We start from the raw sequence: 15,207 nt of genomic DNA, 5'->3' as shown, positions 1-15,207 counted from the left end.
ACGCTCTGCCACGGGCCGGCGCGAGAGACGCGCATGAACCTTTGGCCCCGCTCTCCTGACCCATATACTGGTTGAATGGTGGAACAAACCACCGCTAAGATTGTGCCATCAAGATTGTGCCATGGCGATTAGGTTTTTGACCTAGCTATTCTGACAGCGACGCATCGGAGCATTTGCCATGCTCGTGGAATTCGACAGCGGATACGATCAGCAACCCTTCCGCGATCTGTGCGCCGACTATCCGGCCGCTGAAACCTACGATCCCGACGATTTCCGGATTGAATGGGGGCCGATCTTTCACCGCGGCCGGCTCGACGGATCGGCGCGTGTGCTCGTCGTCGGTCAGGATCCCGCCCAGCACGAGACGATCGTGCGCAGAATTCTGGTCGGCACTGCGGGCCGCCGGACGCAAGGTTTCCTGGCGAAGCTCGGCATCACGCGGAGCTACGTGATGGTGAACACCTTCCTGTACAGCGTCTACGGGCAGAGCGGCGGCAACAAGCACAAGAACGAGCCGGGGATCGTCGAGTATCGCAACAAATGGTTCAAGGCCGTACTCGCGCCGGGCAATATCGAAGCCGTCGTCTCACTCGGCGGCCTCGCCGACGAGGCGTGGAAGGCCTGGCTCAAGACGTCCGACGGCGAGGCCTACAAGACCCTCGCCTATCAGCATATAACGCACCCGACCTGGCCGGAAAGCTCGGCCCACGATAACGCGACGCGGGCCGCGAACACCAAGATCATGCTGACCAAGTGGAATGCCGCGCTCGCGGCTCTCGCGCCTGGGCTCCAGCATCCCGACGTGCCGACGACGCTCGTGCCGTATGGGGACGCCTTCAAGCCGACCGAGCTCTTCGACATCATCGCAATGGATCTTCCCGCCGGACTGCCGGCGTGGATGCGCGGAGACACGCCATGGGCCGTGCGCCAGGGCGCCGACGCGGCCACCAAGCGGCGCACGATCACGATCACCATCCCCGACGGAGTGATCCCATGAGCCCGGCTGCCAACCCGAAACGATGGGCCCTGAGCGGGCGGATCGTGACGATGACCGCCGAGGGCGACGTCATCAAGAGCGGGACGATCTTCATCGAGGACAATCGCATCGCGGCGATCGTACCCAAGGGACAGCCGGCCCCGGCAGGCTTCGAGGCCGTCGTTGCAGTGGCGACCGGCGGCACCATCTATCCTGGCCTGATCGAGCTGCATAATCACCTGAGCTACAACATCCTGCCGCTCTGGCGCGTGCCGCAGCCCTACGGCAATCGCGACCAATGGCAGAACGCCAAATCGTACAAGACGTCGGTGACCGGCCCGATGAGCGCGATCGCGCTGGCCGACGACGGCTCGCTGCTGCCGGCCCTGGTCCGCTATGTCGAAGCCAAGTGCATGGTCGCCGGCACCACGACGAGCCAGGGGATCACGCTGTCGAACTGGAGCGGCACGATCCATAAATATTACAAAGGCGCGTTGCGCGCCGCCGAGATCGGCAGCCCGCCCGATCTGCCGCGGGCACACTCGAAGATTCCCGACATCGATGCCGAGGATTGGGCGAAGTTCGACAACGAGTTGAAATCGTCATCGTGCTTCCTGCTGCATCTCAGCGAAGGCATCGATACCAAGGCGCATAGCCACTTCCTCGCCTTGCGCAATTCCGAGGGAGATTGGGCGATCGAGCCGTCACTCGCCGGCATTCATTGCACGGCACTCGATGCGACCGACTTCGGAACGATGGCCGAAAACCATGCCAAGGTCGTCTGGTCGCCCCTGAGCAATCTCCTGCTCTACGGAAAGACGACCAATGTCGTTGCCGCGCGCACGGCCGGCCTCACCATTGCGCTCGGTTCTGACTGGTCGCCGTCCGGCAGCAAGAACCTGCTCGGCGAGCTGAAGGCGGCCAAGGTCGTGTCCGCGCATTTCAATCTCGGCTTCAGCGACTACGACATCGTCTCGATGGCGACGCGCAATCCGGCCGCGATCCTCAAGTGGGATACGAAGCTGGGAACGATTGCCAATGGCAAGTTCGCCGACCTTCTGGTCGTGAAAGGAGTCACCGGCGATCCGTACGCTCATCTGATCAAATCGCGCGAGCAGGACATCGTTCTGGTCACCATCGGCGGACGAGCCCGTTATGGGACGAAGACGGTCATGCAGAAGGCGGGCGGAATCGGCGAGGCGCTCAAGATCGGCAGCAGCGCGCGGGTGATCGACTTCACCTCGCCCGACCAGGATCCCGGGATCGAGAGGATCACGCTGGCGGAGGCGACGAGCCGCCTCCGTGCCGCGCTCGGCAATCTCGGCACCTTGCAGCCGCACAGCCTCGCCATGAGCGATGCGATCGCCCGCGGAGCGGTGTCACGCACTGGATGGCGCCTCGCGCTCGACGAGCAGTTCGGCAACAATGTCCAGCTCCGCCCGCGGCTGGAATATAACGGCGTCAGGACCGGTCCGGATTTGGCGGCGGTGGCGGCAGCGGCCGAGCCGCTGCACCCGATCAAGCTGGATGGCCTCACGGTATCAGGCGATCCCGCGTTTCTGGACACGCTGAAGAACGAGCCGAATCTTCCAGCGGGAATCGCGACGGCGATCGCGGCTTTTTACTAGTCGTTCGTCACACCAGCGGCGGATTGAGGCGCGTAAAGCCTTCCTGGATGCGATAGGGGTAGTAGGGATAAGGCGGCATCACGGCGCTGACCTCGTCGAGACGCGTGATCTGCGCAGCGCTCAGCGACCAGCCAACCGCGCCGAGATTGTCGCGCAATTGCGCTTCGTCGCGGGCACCGATGATCACCGAGGATACGGTCGGACGCGACAGCAGCCAGGCAATCGCGATTTGCGGCACGGTGCGGCCGGTCTCCGCGGCGATCGTATCAAGCACGTCGACGATGGCATAGAGACGCTCATCATCCACGGGCGGGCCGAACTGCGCGGTGGCGTGCAGACGGCTGTTCGCAGGGAGCGGCTCGCCGCGCCGGATCTTGCCGGTGAGCCGGCCCCAGCCGAGCGGGCTCCAGACCAGCGCGCCGACGCCCTGGTCGCGAGCGAGCGGCATCAGTTCCCATTCATAGTCGCGGCCGAGCAGCGAATAATAGACCTGATGCGCGACATGGCGCGGCCAGCCGTGCCGTTCGGCAATTGAGAGCGACTTCATCAGCTGCCAGCCGGCGAAATTGGAAACACCGACATAGCGCAGCTTGCCGGCACGTACGAGCGTATCGAGCGTGGACAGCACCTCCTCGATCGGCGTGAACGCATCGAAGGCATGGAGCTGGAGCAGATCGAGGTAATCGGTGCCGAGCCGCCGCAGCGCTGCTTCGACCGAGGCGACCAGACGATATCGCGAAGAGCCGGCATCGAGCGGACCGTCGCCCATCGGCAGGCTCATCTTAGTGGAGATCAGCACCTTGTCGCGGCGTCCCCTGATCGCGGCGCCGAGGATTTCCTCTGACGCGCCGTTCGAATAGACATCGGCGCTGTCGAACAGATTGACGCCGGCCTCGAGGCAGATATCGACCAGCCTGCGCGCTTCGTCAGCGCCGCTGCGGCCCCAGGCCGAGAACAGCGGGCCTTCGCCGCCAAACGTGCCCGTGCCGAAGCTGAGGACGGGTACCCTGAGGCCGGAAGCGCCGAGATTGCGATATTCCATGATCATTCTCCTATTCCGCCGGGCACGCCGCGACTGCGGACTGCGTTCGATCGAGCTGAAGGCTCCATAGCGCAAGCACGAGACCGACGGCCGTGATGCCGGCCGCGACCAGCGGCAGCGCGGAGAGACCGAGCCCGCGGTCGATGGTGACGCCGCCCGCCCAGGCGCCGAGCGCGTTGCCGAGATTGAAGGCGGCGATGTTGAGGCTGGACGCGAGCGTACGGCCGCTGGGGCCGGCGGCTTCCAGCACGCGAAGCTGGAGCGGCGCGACGGTCGCAAAGGCCGCGATGCCGAGCAGCAGGATCAGGGCGATGGCTGCGATCTTGACCGACAGCATGGCGGCAAGGCCAAGCAGCACGATGGCGAGCGCAGCGAGCGTGCCGATCAGGGCACGCGCGAGGCCACGATCGGCGAGCTTGCCGCCGGCGACGTTGCCGATCGCGAGACCTGCACCGAACACCAGCAGGATCGGCGACACCGCGGCTTCCGAGAAACCGGCGAAGCGCGTCAGGATCGGCTGGATATAGGTGAAAACGACGAACAGGCCGGCAAAGCCGAACACGGTCATGGCAAGGCCGAGCAGCACCTGCGGCCGGCCGAGCACCGCGATCTCCTCGGAGAGCGAGATCGGCTTGTCGCCATTGCCGACATGGCCGGGCACGAATGTGGCCACCACTGCGAAGGCGATCACGCCGATCACCGTCACCGCCCAGAATGCCGCGCGCCAGCCGAGCATCAGGCCGAACCAGGCGCCGAAGGGCACGCCCAGGAGCGTCGCGACCGTCAGGCCGATGAACATGGTCGCAATCGCCGACGCGCGCTTGTCCTCCGCGACGAGGCTGGTGGCGACCACCGAGCCGACGCCGAAGAAGGTGCCGTGGGCGAGCGAGGTCAGCACCCGCGCCGCCATCAGCCATTCGTAGTTCGGCGCCAGCGCGCAAGCCGCGTTGCCGAGCGTGAAGATCGCCATCAGGGCGAGAAGGACGGTTTTCCGCGGCATCCGCCGCGTCGCCAGCGTCAGCACAGGCGCGCCGACGAAGACGCCGAGCGCATAGCCGGAGATCAGCAGCCCCGCGACCGGCACGGAGACATGCATGTCCGCGGCGACCTGGAGCAACAGGCCCATAATGATGAACTCGGTGGTGCCGATGCCGAAGGCACCGGCGGTGAGGGCGAGGACGGCGGGAGGCATGCGTGGCTCCAATGCGAGGGACGAGCCACGCAGATAGCCGCAGCGCAGCAAAACCATTAGGATGTCCGCAATCCAATCATTTGTGACGTGAATTCAATATGGCCCGTTTCGACACCAACCGCTCCGCCGAGATGGAGGTTTTCGTCCGCGTCGTCGATCTCGGCGGATTCACCCAGGCCGCGCGAAAACTGCGCCTGACGCCGTCGGGCGTCAGCAAGCTGATCTCGCGGCTGGAGACGCGCCTCGGCTCGCGGCTGATCAACCGCACCACGCGCAAGCTGACGCTCACGGAGGAGGGCCAGGCCTTCTACCAGCGCGCCGTGCGCATTCTCGGAGAGATGGAAGAGGCCGAGCGCGAGGCGGCTTCAGGTGCTGCGCCGCGCGGCCGCCTCACGGTCAACTGCAACATTCCCTTCGGCATGCTGCACGTCCTACCGCTGATTCCCCGCTTCCTCGAACGCCATCCCGAGGTCACACTCGACCTCGTGCTGACCGACACGCTGATCGACCTGATGCAGGAACGGGCCGATATTGCCATCCGCGTCGGGCCGCTGAAAGCTTCACGCCTGGTCGCGCGAAAGCTCGGCACCAGCCGCATGGTCGTCGTCGGCACCCCAAACTATCTGGCGCGCTTCGGCACGCCGAAGACGCCGGCGGATCTCACTGAGCACCGCGGCATCGGCTGGACCTTTCCGCGCATCCGCGACGGCTGGCCATTCCGGCGCGGCGACCGCACCGAGGAAGCCATGCCGCCTCCGGCCGCGCGCGCCAGCGACGGCGAGATCGCCCGCCGCCTCGCCCTCGGCGGCGTCGGCCTCGCCCGCCTCGCCCTCTTCCACATCGGCCCCGACATCGAATCGGGCCGCCTCGTCCCGGTGCTGCAAAGCTACAATCCCGGCGACCGCGAAGACATCCACGCCGTCTATGTCGGCCACACCGCGCCCCTGCCCGCGCGCGTGCGCGCGTTCATCGATTTCCTGGCCGAGCATGTGCGGGTGAGCGACCCCGCGCTGAAGCGCGCGGGGGACGGGAGGTGGAGGGTGGCCTAGGGACGTCGAAATCGCGGCGATACGCGCGTTCGGTGCTGCCCATCGTGTCATGGGAGCGGACCAACTATCCGTTGGCCGTTGCGCGCTGCGATCGTCGGCAGCATGTCCATGTGCTGCTCGCGCGGCTCGGGGATCCTGTGCAGATCGCGGAAGAATTCCTCGTGACGACGCGGCGTGGAGACGAGGATGTGTCTCGCGTCGGCCGGCCCCTCATTGGTGAAGCCGTGAACAACTCCTCTCGGCACGAGAATCCGCGAACCGGGTCCAGCGACCTCGGTCTGGTCTCCCACGAGGTATTTCACCTGGCCCTCCAGGAGGACAAACAGCTTGTCCTCCTCCTCGGAGATGTGGGCGGGTGCCCCGAAGCCCGGCTTGATGGTCATGTCCAGCACCGTGAACGGGCTTTCCTGCGGATTGATAATTTTCGTCGTGAGACCGGCAAATTCGGTCGTTTCGAACTTCGTCGTGATGACGCTCTGCATGGGCCAAGGCTCCATTGACTTCGGAGCTCAGTAGATTGCATGCGGGAGGGCTGCGGATTAGTCCCCTTCCGCAAGCCACAGCGGCTGTAGTTCTGGCCAATTGGCATCGGAGTTTCCCGAAGACCAGTTCTGCTGCCCGAACGGTCCACCTCAAACTGTCGGCATGAACAACGACAACTACGGAAATCACCGCCCCGCAGCTGCAAGCTGTCGCTCGAACACACGGGTAAAATCCGCGACCTTGGCGCTCAGATCGGCCCGCGACGGATATGTGAGATGCAGGCGGATCGTCCCGGAGAACTGCTCTGGCAAAACCGGCACGACGAGCCCCGATGCATATTCCACTCTGCAGAGGGCTTCCGGAAGCAGACCAATCCCCTGGTGATTCAGCACAAGCTCACGAGCAAGAGCGAAGGAGTCGACCGCGACATGAAAGGCGGGCCACGTCGCCCCGCCCGGCAAGGAGCGGGATAGAAGGCGCAGCAATTCCGGCCTCGATGGCCCGATCAAGGTCGACGCGTCGCGAATATCGACGGGGATCCCGTGACTGCTCACATAGTCTGCGCTCGCATAAAGACCAAACTTCATGTCGATTGCGCCCTTGATCAGGGCTTCCTGAGGATTGGCCGCTCCGATGCGGAGCGCAATATCAATATCCCGGGAGATGAGATCGAGCACGTCGTTAGTGAGCGACACCTCAAAGCGCACATTGGGGTGATCGTTTCTGAAATCCCCGATCGCGGCTGCCACGATCCTGACCGGAAAGTCGGCCGGCAGCGTGATGCGGATTTCGCCGGCATATGGGTCGTCAGCACCGCTTACCCCCCGGATCGCGTTGACAAGCAGGGCAAGCGCGCCAGCCGAACGCTGGTAGAGTTCTCGTCCTGCGGCCGTGAGGGCAAAAGCGCGCGTGGACCTCTTGAAGAGCCGCGCACCGAGCGCCGCCTCCAGGCTGCGGATGCGCAAGCTGACGGACGACCTCGGCGTGTTGGTTTCGCGGGCTGCCGCCGCAAATCCGCCGGCGCGCACGACAGCGACGAATGTCTGCAGGGAATTCAGGTCGATCGGCTGCGCGTCGGTGTGAGCGAGACTTGAATGTTCATTCTGATCATCCTTCTCGGCCTCTTCGAGAGCGCTGCTGTGTGCCTTCATGACGTCCTGCTTCCGGTGATGGTCCGGCGCGCGCGGGAACTTCATAAGGGAAGGGAGCGGCAACCGATAGCGAACCTATGGACGGCAACAATGACCGGAGCTCATCAGGATTTGCGACGCAATTGAACGTGACCGTCGGTTGATTGAGCAAGCCGCGATATCGTCAGCTCATCCTTCATGGTGGATGCTCTCAGGGGAGGGCGGGATGAATCCCGCCCTCTCATCGTCAGATAGTCGGATGAAGGTCGCGAACGGGGCTAACCTCCTCGAGGAGCGAGGCGATCTTGAGCGTCGTCGATTCCGCCAACCAGGAGGAGACGATTTGCACGCCGATCGGAAGGCCATCATGGCTCGTTCTAAACCGCATTGATAGCGCGGGCATTCCCGTCAGGCTAAACGGTGATGTCGCGCTCATCACGTGGAAGGGCGAAACCGTCACGCCATCGACCACGAGGTCCTTGAGACCGTGTTTGGTCGCCGGGAACGGGGTCACCGGACATAGCAGCACATCGTACCGCTGGAAGTATTCGGCGAAGCTGTCGCGAAGGCGCTCTATGGCCTGCTCGGCGGCGACGAAGTCGACGATCGGCGTATCAGGTGCATCAAGGACCAGTTTGGCGTGCCTGAAGATCTCGGCCTCATGGCCGGCGGTGACCTTCTCGAACTCGCGCCGGGATTCCATCTGCTGGAGCTGCCAGAGGACGCTGTTGGCATCGGTCTGCTCCAGCACCGGCAACCGGACCTCCTCAACGTGGCAGCCTGCATTCCTCAGTGCATGCGCCGCTGCCTTCACGGTCGCGACCACCTCCGGATCGGTTGGTCCGAAGAAGCCCGGGGAGGCCAGCCAGCCCACACGAAGCTCACGGGTCGATTTCGTACCTACCCCTGTATCGAGGCTGGGCGAGCTGACCGAGAAGCCGTCGGCACCGTCAGGTCCTGCCATCAAGGAATAAGCGAGCGCCACATCGCGAACCGAACGCGCCATCGGACCGATGTGCCAGAAACGGCGCGGCACCCGGGGCCAGTGGCCCGTCATCGGCATTCGACCGTGAGTGGCCTTGAATCCGACGACACCGGTATGCGCTGCCGGGCCGCGCAAAGAGATCGAGAGATCGCTGCCCACACCGAGTGGCGACATGCCCGCTGCGATGGCAGCGGATTCACCGCCGCTCGATCCGCCCGGCGTGTAGTCGAGGTTCCAGGGGTTGTTGGTTTGGCCCGTCAGGAGATTGTCGGTTTCGATCGAATAGGAAAATTCGGGCGGGTTCGTCTTTGCGATAAGAATGGCGCCGGCGGCCTTCAGCCTGGCCACGACGGTGGCATCAGTGTCAGGCACGCGCCCCCTGAAAATCGGCGAGCCGCGCTGTGTCAGCACACCCGCCGTGTCGATCCCATCCTTGACCGTGAACGGAACGCCATGGAGAGGGCCGAGCTGGGCGCCCGATATCACCGCCGCTTCGGCCGTCCTGGCGCCTTCCATCGCGCCGTCGGCCAGCGTCACGATCGCATTCAGCTTGGGATTGACCGCCGCGATGCGGTCGAGATGCGCCTGCATGACCTTGACCGGCGAAAGCTCCCGTTGAGCGATCAGCTGGGCGATGCGCGTGGCGTCCATTCCAACGATGTTATCCATCATATCTGTCCTACCTGCCATTTGGTAGGCTGGACATGTCTCTCGCATTTATGGACTTCAATCCCTACCTGTCATTTGGTAGGGACACGTTGAGGTGATCACGATGAGCGAAAATGCGAGGGAAGCAATCCTGGCCGCGGCGCGCAGGACAGCGCAGGCCCACGGGTATGGCGGGTTGAACTTCCGCGACATCGGGGCTGAAGTCGGCGTCAAGGCTGCGAGCATCTATCATCATTTCCCCGGCAAGGCTGAGCTCGGGGCCGCGGTTGCGAGACGCTACTGGGAGGATACGGCGGCGAACCTCGAAGCTCTTTCAAAAGCGAACGGAGATCCAAGAAAAGCGCTCCGGGCCTATCCGGGACTTTTTCGTCGATCGCTCGAGCAGGACAATCGCATGTGCCTCTGCAGCTTCATGGCGGCCGAATATGATGATCTGCCGGACGCCGTGAAAACCGAGGTGCAGGCGTTCGTCGATGTCAACGTGGCGTGGCTGACCAGGATGCTCGCCGCAGCTTCAGTTCCCGCCAGCAAGCGTGAAGCAAGGGCGCGCGCGATCTACGCGGCCGTTGCCGGCGCGCAGCTGATGGCGCGGAGCCGCGCCGACCTGAAACTGTTCGATGTGCTGATCGAAAGCTATCGCGGATCAGGCTTGATCCCGACTTGAAAGCCGATCCTGCCTGCGCCGTCCAAATAGCTGGCGGAGATGAATCGCGGACATCTTTGGCTCCTTCACGTCGGCGCTTGCGTGCCAATTGACAGTCAATTGGAGAACGTGCTCGCCCTGCGGACGAGCAGTTCATCGCCCTTTTCGGCTGATTTCGAGCGCGGGTGCCTGGTATGGCGTTGAGACAACAACGCGCTGACCGGGCGCCAGTACTGTCACAAAGCGGATCGGCGTTCCCGCTGCACCCTGTGCAAGAGTCGTGACGACGCGGAATCCATCGGGCTCGACCGTGCAGTAGGCGACGCCGGATACATCGCCGAGATTGATGCTCAGGCCCTCGATCGGCCGCAGGCCGTTAGCGTGTGCGGCTCCGAGTGAGGCGAAGGTGACGGCGGCTGCGAGAAGCGAGCTGCGGACTGACATAGGAACCTCCGTTGGCTTCGGCGGCGGGCGGGTTGCCCGTCTGGCTGATCGCGGCGAAATCGCGGTTTCCGTAAAGCTCGCGCAATTTGGTCTTCAGGACTTTTCCGGTCGCCCCGTGCGGAAGCTCGTCGACGAACAGAACATCGTCCGGCATCCACCACTTCGCGATCTTGCCCTCGTAAAAGGTCAGGAGATCTTGCGCCTTGAGCCTCGATCCCTGGCGCCGGACCGCAAGCACGAGCGGGCGTTCGTCCCATTTTGGATGCGCAATACCAATCACCGCCGCTTCGACGATTTCGGGGTGGGTCATCGCCAGGTTTTCGAGTTCGATAGACGATATCCATTCGCCTCCGGACTTGATGACGTCCTTCGAGCGATCCGTAACCTGCATATAACCGTCGCTGTCGATCGTGACGACATCACCCGTGAAAAACCAGCCATCGGCACGCTCGCTTTCCGGCATCTTGTAATAAGCGCGGGCAATCCAGGGCCCCCGAACCACGAGGTCGCCAACGGCCTTGCCATCGTGGGGGAGTTTTCTGTTGTTGCCATCGCGAATGCCGATTTCGACCCCGAAAAGCGCACGTCCTTGTTTGACCTGGCGAGACCGCCGTTCAGCTCTCGACGAGGTCATGTGCTTGCGCAGTGGCTTCGAGATCGTCGCGAGCGGGCTGGTTTCCGTCATGCCCCAGCCATGCAGAACTTCTACTCCGTATTCGTCCTGCAGCGTTTCCATCAGGGCGGCCGGACATGCCGTGCCACCGATCAGCGCGCGATTGAGCGTCGTCGGCTTCACGCCGGCGCTTTGCAGGTATCGAACATAGCCCAGCCAGACCGTCGGCACGCCGCCGGCGAAAGTCACCCCGTGGTCCTCGAACAACCTGTGCAGGCTCTCACCGTCGACGTTTTGGCCGGCCATCACCAGCTTCGAACCCCTCGCCGTTGCACAATACGGCATTCCCCAAGACATTGCGTGGAACATCGGCGAGACAAGCGCGACCGTGTCATCCAGAGAAATGCGACAAGCGTCTGGGAGCGCTGCGGCGCAGGAATGCAGCACGGCGCTGCGATGGCTATACAGCACACCCTTTGGGTTTCCTGTCGTTCCCGACGTGTAGCACAGTCCGCATGCCGTGTTCTCGTCGAACTCCGGCCATGCATAGGCTTCCGAGCACCCGGAGAGAAATCCTTCATAGGATGGGAAGCCTTTGGCTCCCACGAGCTTTGCGTCGCCAGCCTCGCCCAGATATATCCACGCTTCAACAGTCGGACATTGCGGCATTAAAGAGTGTACGAGATCGATAAAAGCCAGATCGAAGAATACAATCGCATCTTCGGCGTGGTTGATGATGTATATGATCTGGTCCGCGAACAGCCTTGGATTGATCGTGTGGCAAACAGCTCCCATTCCGGAAATGCCGAAGTATAGCTCCAGATGCCGATAGCTATTCCAGGCTAAGGTCGCCACGCGATCGCCTGGCTTAATGCCGATCGAATCCAATGCATTTGCGAGCCGAGAGCTGCGCTCGAGAAGGCCGCTGTAGTTCGTGATGTGATCGGGCCTGTCGGGAGTTCGGGAGACGATCTCGACATCGGGAAAGGAGCGCGCCGCGTGCATGAGAATGGACGACAGGAGCAACGGAGTTTGCATCATTAAGCCAAGCATGGCGAATGTTCCCTCGGTTTCAACGCTTTCACTTCAGCCGCAAGCGACTGTTCGTGCGGGCAGGAGATGGTCCGCACGGGTATCCATTTGGCGGGAGGTTTTCATCAGCCAGGACGACGTCTCGCCCGCTCTCTCGCCCTTGGGCGCCCGGCCCCCGAAAACGCGCCTTCGCGCGAGACCTGAGAAGGATGGCGAGCTTGAAGTGAACGACTAGCAGCCTGATCGCAAAGGACGTGACGAGCCATATGACTGACAGGGGCATTTGTCTTCCAAACACGATTTAGATTCGATGCTGTGAATGAAGCTAAGACTCTGGAAGCTGGATGTCGTGAGCCGCCGGCGCCCTTTCACCGGTACTGGCACGCACCGCTCACTGCCACGTCGCGCCGCGAAGCGGTCAGGGCCGACGCGGAGACGGATAACGGCGGCGCGGATAGGGCTGGAAGCAACGCCAACGTCATGAGCAGGGTACGACGGTCGATGCCGGAGCGCAGAATGGCTTCCTTCATGTTCGGCTACTCCTAATTCAAATAGATCGGGTGGAGCAGGTTCGGCGAAAATGCGATGGACCGCTCTGCCGCTGATCACGCTCATCGCCCTTCCCGTTCGCTGGGAAGGCGCCATTTGGCCGGAAATTAGTTCGAGACCGATTTCACCTTGCGGACGAGCACGCTGTCGCCGTTCCGGCTGATTTCGAGCGCATTTACCTGGTGCGGTGTTGAGAACGCCACGCTCTGACCCGGGGCAAGAACACACACAACACGGATCGGCGTTCCCGTCATGCCCTGTGCAAGGGTCGTTACGACATGGAATCCGTCGCGCTCTACGGTGTAGTAGGCGACACCGGACAGTTCGCCAACGTCGACGCTCATGGCATCAATCGGACGCAGGCCATCGGCGTGGGCGGGCTGCAGAGAGGCGAATGCTGCGGCAACAAGCAGGCTACGGATCGACATAGCGATCTCCTTTGGGTTGCGACATAAAACCTGTAAAGCGTCGAGGCTGAAGAACACTGCGACGAGCCGGCCGGGCGGTATTACGTCCGCCCGGCGCCTTTCGGCATTTTGGCGTTCGCGCCGCCGAAGCTTGGCGGATTGATACCCATCGCCGCGATCAGCTCGCTGAAGGTTGCGCCCACACTCAGGTATATGCTGACGGGCGGTCCTCTTTGACCCAGTGCTTTTCAGCCTCAGAATCGGGGTCAGGCGGCTTCATTCCTTGGATGGTCCAGAAATCGATTGGCGTTTCGTCAATGTGGACCTCCCAGCCATAACCCCGCTCTCGTGTGAAGGGATTGAGCGTAGTGTTGACGCGCTCCAGCCACCACGCTCGCCGCTCGGGAGCAGTTGCGCGAGCAATCTGATCAATCCAAATCCTGACAAAATCGTTCGCTGCCTTTCCACCGATAAAGAACGAGTTCCTTGGCAATTCGTGAAAGACAACGCTTGCATAGAACCGGGGCAAGCCGACATCCGCGTAGAGGTCCGTGATACGCGTCGCAAGCGCGCACTTGTCCTCGGCTGAGTACGCATTTTCCGGACAGTAAATATGCCACAGAGGCATTTGAGCTCTCCTTGTTAAGCTTTGGCGATATTCGTCCTGGCTTCTTCATTCTTTCGAGGGCCTATTCCTGGCAGGGCGCGCCCGCCAGCGTGCTGCCGCGTGAGGACGGGTCGACGGCAGGCGCCGACCCGGAACGCTCCATCACGCGAGTTTTTCGAGATGCCCGAGGCCCAGACCGTCGACGACGGCCCTCTGGACGGGCGCGATGTCGGCATTGATCTTGTCAGCACCGAACGACGTGCCCACCACCGTCCGAGCGGCGCGACTGCCCTTCGCCTGGCCGACGAGCTTGGCGACGGCCTCGGCAATGTCATGAGGCTTCGGAGCGTCCTTTCCCTGCAACATTGACGTGAAGGTCTTGTAAATGGCGTCGGGAATCTGGCCGACCTCGCCGTAGGACTTCGTGATGTCGCCGTCGGCAGGCCTCTGGATGCTCGAGTACAGGCTTGTCGGGTAAGCGCCAGGCTGAACTTCCACCACGTCTACGCCGAGTTGGGAGACCTCCAGCCGAATGCTGTCGGTCAAAGCTTCGATCGCCATCTTGCTCGCGCCGTAGATGCCGACGAAGGGGAACGTCACCCGGCCGAGGACCGAGCCCATGTTGATAATGAGGCCTTCGCGCTCCCGACGCATCGAAGGCAGCACTGCCCGCGTAACGCGGAGGAACCCGATGACGTTGGTGTCGAAGATCGCCTTCGCCTGATCCGCCGTGAAGGCTTCGGTTACGCCGACCGACGCAATGCCGGCGTTGTTGACCAGCACGTTGATCTTGCCGGCCTCGGCGAGGATAGAAGCAATGGCGCGATCGACCGAGCCGTCATCGGTAACGTCGAGTTCCACGACGCCTATTTTCTGGCTCCGCAGCGCGTCGGCGTGGCTGCGATTGCGGCCGGCGATGTCGCGCATCGCGGCAAACACGCGATAGCCGTCGCGCGCCAGCTTTTCCGCGGTTTCGCGGCCGAAGCCGCTCGATGTGCCGGTAATGAGAATAGTCCTGGTCATGGTTTGACTCCGGTGATGAGGGTTGCGGGTCAATGCGAGATGATCAGCCGGTATGGCTGGTCAGGAACTGGCGGGGTACCGCGACCGGGATGTCCGAGAACGAGCTTGAACAGACGTCGGGAGCGGCGGGCTGGAGTGATGAAGCCTTGGATGCGAGTCAGAAGGCGAATTCCAGGCTGGCGTGCGCAACCAACTTTCCCGTCGACGCAAACGAAACGCGGGTTTCCGTGAAGGCCGACGCTTTGCCAAAGCGCAATACTTCTGCTCTTACATGATAGTCATCGTTGACGGCTGGACGCAGGAAGTGAGTGTGCTGATACACGGTGCCTTTAGTGATGAGCCCCGTCGTGCCCACAGACAGTGATGCAACCGAGTCAATGGCCGCCATAATTGCCTGGCCACATACCGCGCAGCTTGACAATTTGAGCGCATCATTTTGTGGAAGCATCGCGGACACGATGCCCGGGCAGACCTTGAACTCGCGAAGGCCGAGCATTTTCACCCAAGGCGCGAAAACATATTCGTACAACTCAAGAACGGTGGCATCCGTCACTGGCAAACAATGAAGCGGAACCGGAATTCCAGGCCGCCCAACTGCCGAGGCAGGATCGGACTCGTTTTGCGTTGCCTGCTCGGTCACAAGAGCCCGGTTTCCCGTTAGCGTCATTGTATTCTGAACTTCTGCAATCATTGTTGTCTCCGATTCTCGTCAAAGCGTGACTACGATGATCGGAA

Annotated in this window: 15 protein-coding genes; 4 read left to right on the top strand and 11 right to left on the bottom strand. The window is 62.4% G+C overall.

Going from position 1 to position 15,207, the window contains the following annotated elements; genetic code table 11:
• The first annotated feature begins 178 nt into the window (after positions 1-178).
• Positions 179-997 carry a uracil-DNA glycosylase gene (locus tag AB7290_RS02850; protein WP_085403625.1) on the top strand — a complete coding sequence of 273 codons (819 nt, stop codon included), beginning with the start codon at positions 179-181 and terminating at the stop codon, positions 995-997.
• Positions 994-2,604 (top strand): amidohydrolase family protein, encoded by a 1,611-nt coding sequence (locus tag AB7290_RS02845; protein WP_135215346.1) that lies wholly within the window; start codon positions 994-996, stop codon positions 2,602-2,604. Before AB7290_RS02850 ends, AB7290_RS02845 begins: the two co-directional genes overlap by 4 nt.
• A gap of 7 nt (positions 2,605-2,611) precedes the next feature.
• On the opposite strand, the gene AB7290_RS02840 is transcribed toward AB7290_RS02845, so the two are convergent.
• Positions 2,612-3,646, bottom strand: coding sequence for an aldo/keto reductase (locus AB7290_RS02840; protein WP_085403627.1), 1,035 nt, complete (start codon positions 3,644-3,646; stop codon positions 2,612-2,614).
• Between the two features lie 10 nt (positions 3,647-3,656).
• On the bottom strand, positions 3,657-4,838 hold the full coding sequence (locus tag AB7290_RS02835) for an MFS transporter (RefSeq protein WP_085403703.1): 1,182 nt from the start codon (positions 4,836-4,838) through the stop codon (positions 3,657-3,659).
• Between the two features lie 98 nt (positions 4,839-4,936).
• On the opposite strand from AB7290_RS02835, the gene AB7290_RS02830 reads away from it, so the two are divergent.
• Positions 4,937-5,887 (top strand): LysR family transcriptional regulator, encoded by a 951-nt coding sequence (locus tag AB7290_RS02830; protein WP_135215347.1) that lies wholly within the window; start codon positions 4,937-4,939, stop codon positions 5,885-5,887.
• 47 nt (positions 5,888-5,934) lie between these two features.
• Here AB7290_RS02830 and AB7290_RS02825 read toward each other — a convergent pair whose 3' ends face one another.
• The 3 genes from AB7290_RS02825 to AB7290_RS02815 form a co-directional block, all read right to left on the bottom strand.
• The gene (locus AB7290_RS02825) at positions 5,935-6,369 is read right to left on the bottom strand and encodes a cupin domain-containing protein (RefSeq protein WP_014490468.1); all 435 of its coding nucleotides are present in this window, start codon (positions 6,367-6,369) and stop codon (positions 5,935-5,937) included.
• A gap of 186 nt (positions 6,370-6,555) precedes the next feature.
• Positions 6,556-7,521 carry a LysR family transcriptional regulator gene (locus AB7290_RS02820; RefSeq protein WP_161495886.1) on the bottom strand — a complete coding sequence of 322 codons (966 nt, stop codon included), beginning with the start codon at positions 7,519-7,521 and terminating at the stop codon, positions 6,556-6,558.
• A gap of 226 nt (positions 7,522-7,747) precedes the next feature.
• Entirely contained in the window at positions 7,748-9,157 is a 1,410-nt protein-coding gene (locus tag AB7290_RS02815; RefSeq protein WP_085403630.1) for an amidase, read from the bottom strand.
• 100 nt (positions 9,158-9,257) lie between these two features.
• On the opposite strand from AB7290_RS02815, the gene AB7290_RS02810 reads away from it, so the two are divergent.
• Positions 9,258-9,818 carry a TetR/AcrR family transcriptional regulator gene (locus AB7290_RS02810; RefSeq protein ID WP_085403704.1) on the top strand — a complete coding sequence of 187 codons (561 nt, stop codon included), beginning with the start codon at positions 9,258-9,260 and terminating at the stop codon, positions 9,816-9,818.
• A gap of 355 nt (positions 9,819-10,173) precedes the next feature.
• Here AB7290_RS02810 and AB7290_RS02805 read toward each other — a convergent pair whose 3' ends face one another.
• The 6 genes from AB7290_RS02805 to AB7290_RS02780 form a co-directional block, all read right to left on the bottom strand.
• Positions 10,174-11,907 (bottom strand): long-chain-fatty-acid--CoA ligase, encoded by a 1,734-nt coding sequence (locus AB7290_RS02805; RefSeq protein WP_085403632.1) that lies wholly within the window; start codon positions 11,905-11,907, stop codon positions 10,174-10,176.
• A gap of 347 nt (positions 11,908-12,254) precedes the next feature.
• Entirely contained in the window at positions 12,255-12,416 is a 162-nt protein-coding gene (locus AB7290_RS02800) for a hypothetical protein (protein ID WP_161495887.1), read from the bottom strand.
• 126 nt (positions 12,417-12,542) lie between these two features.
• Complete coding sequence (locus AB7290_RS02795) at positions 12,543-12,863, bottom strand: hypothetical protein (protein WP_085403633.1); 321 nt, start codon at positions 12,861-12,863, stop codon at positions 12,543-12,545.
• Between the two features lie 184 nt (positions 12,864-13,047).
• A complete protein-coding gene (locus tag AB7290_RS02790; RefSeq protein WP_085403634.1) occupies positions 13,048-13,470 on the bottom strand; it encodes a tautomerase family protein in 423 nt (140 codons plus the stop codon).
• A gap of 141 nt (positions 13,471-13,611) precedes the next feature.
• Positions 13,612-14,472 carry an SDR family oxidoreductase gene (locus tag AB7290_RS02785; protein ID WP_085403635.1) on the bottom strand — a complete coding sequence of 287 codons (861 nt, stop codon included), beginning with the start codon at positions 14,470-14,472 and terminating at the stop codon, positions 13,612-13,614.
• 157 nt (positions 14,473-14,629) lie between these two features.
• Positions 14,630-15,163 (bottom strand): PaaI family thioesterase, encoded by a 534-nt coding sequence (locus AB7290_RS02780; protein WP_085403636.1) that lies wholly within the window; start codon positions 15,161-15,163, stop codon positions 14,630-14,632.
• Between the last annotated feature and the right edge of the window lie 44 nt (positions 15,164-15,207).

Source organism: Bradyrhizobium sp. 613_E4_N2_2 (genome assembly GCF_052075995.1).
GTDB classification, from domain to species: domain Bacteria; phylum Pseudomonadota; class Alphaproteobacteria; order Rhizobiales; family Xanthobacteraceae; genus Bradyrhizobium; species Bradyrhizobium barranii.
The sequence above is the reverse complement of the archived record's forward strand: the minus strand, read 5'-3'. Positions and strand labels throughout refer to the sequence as shown.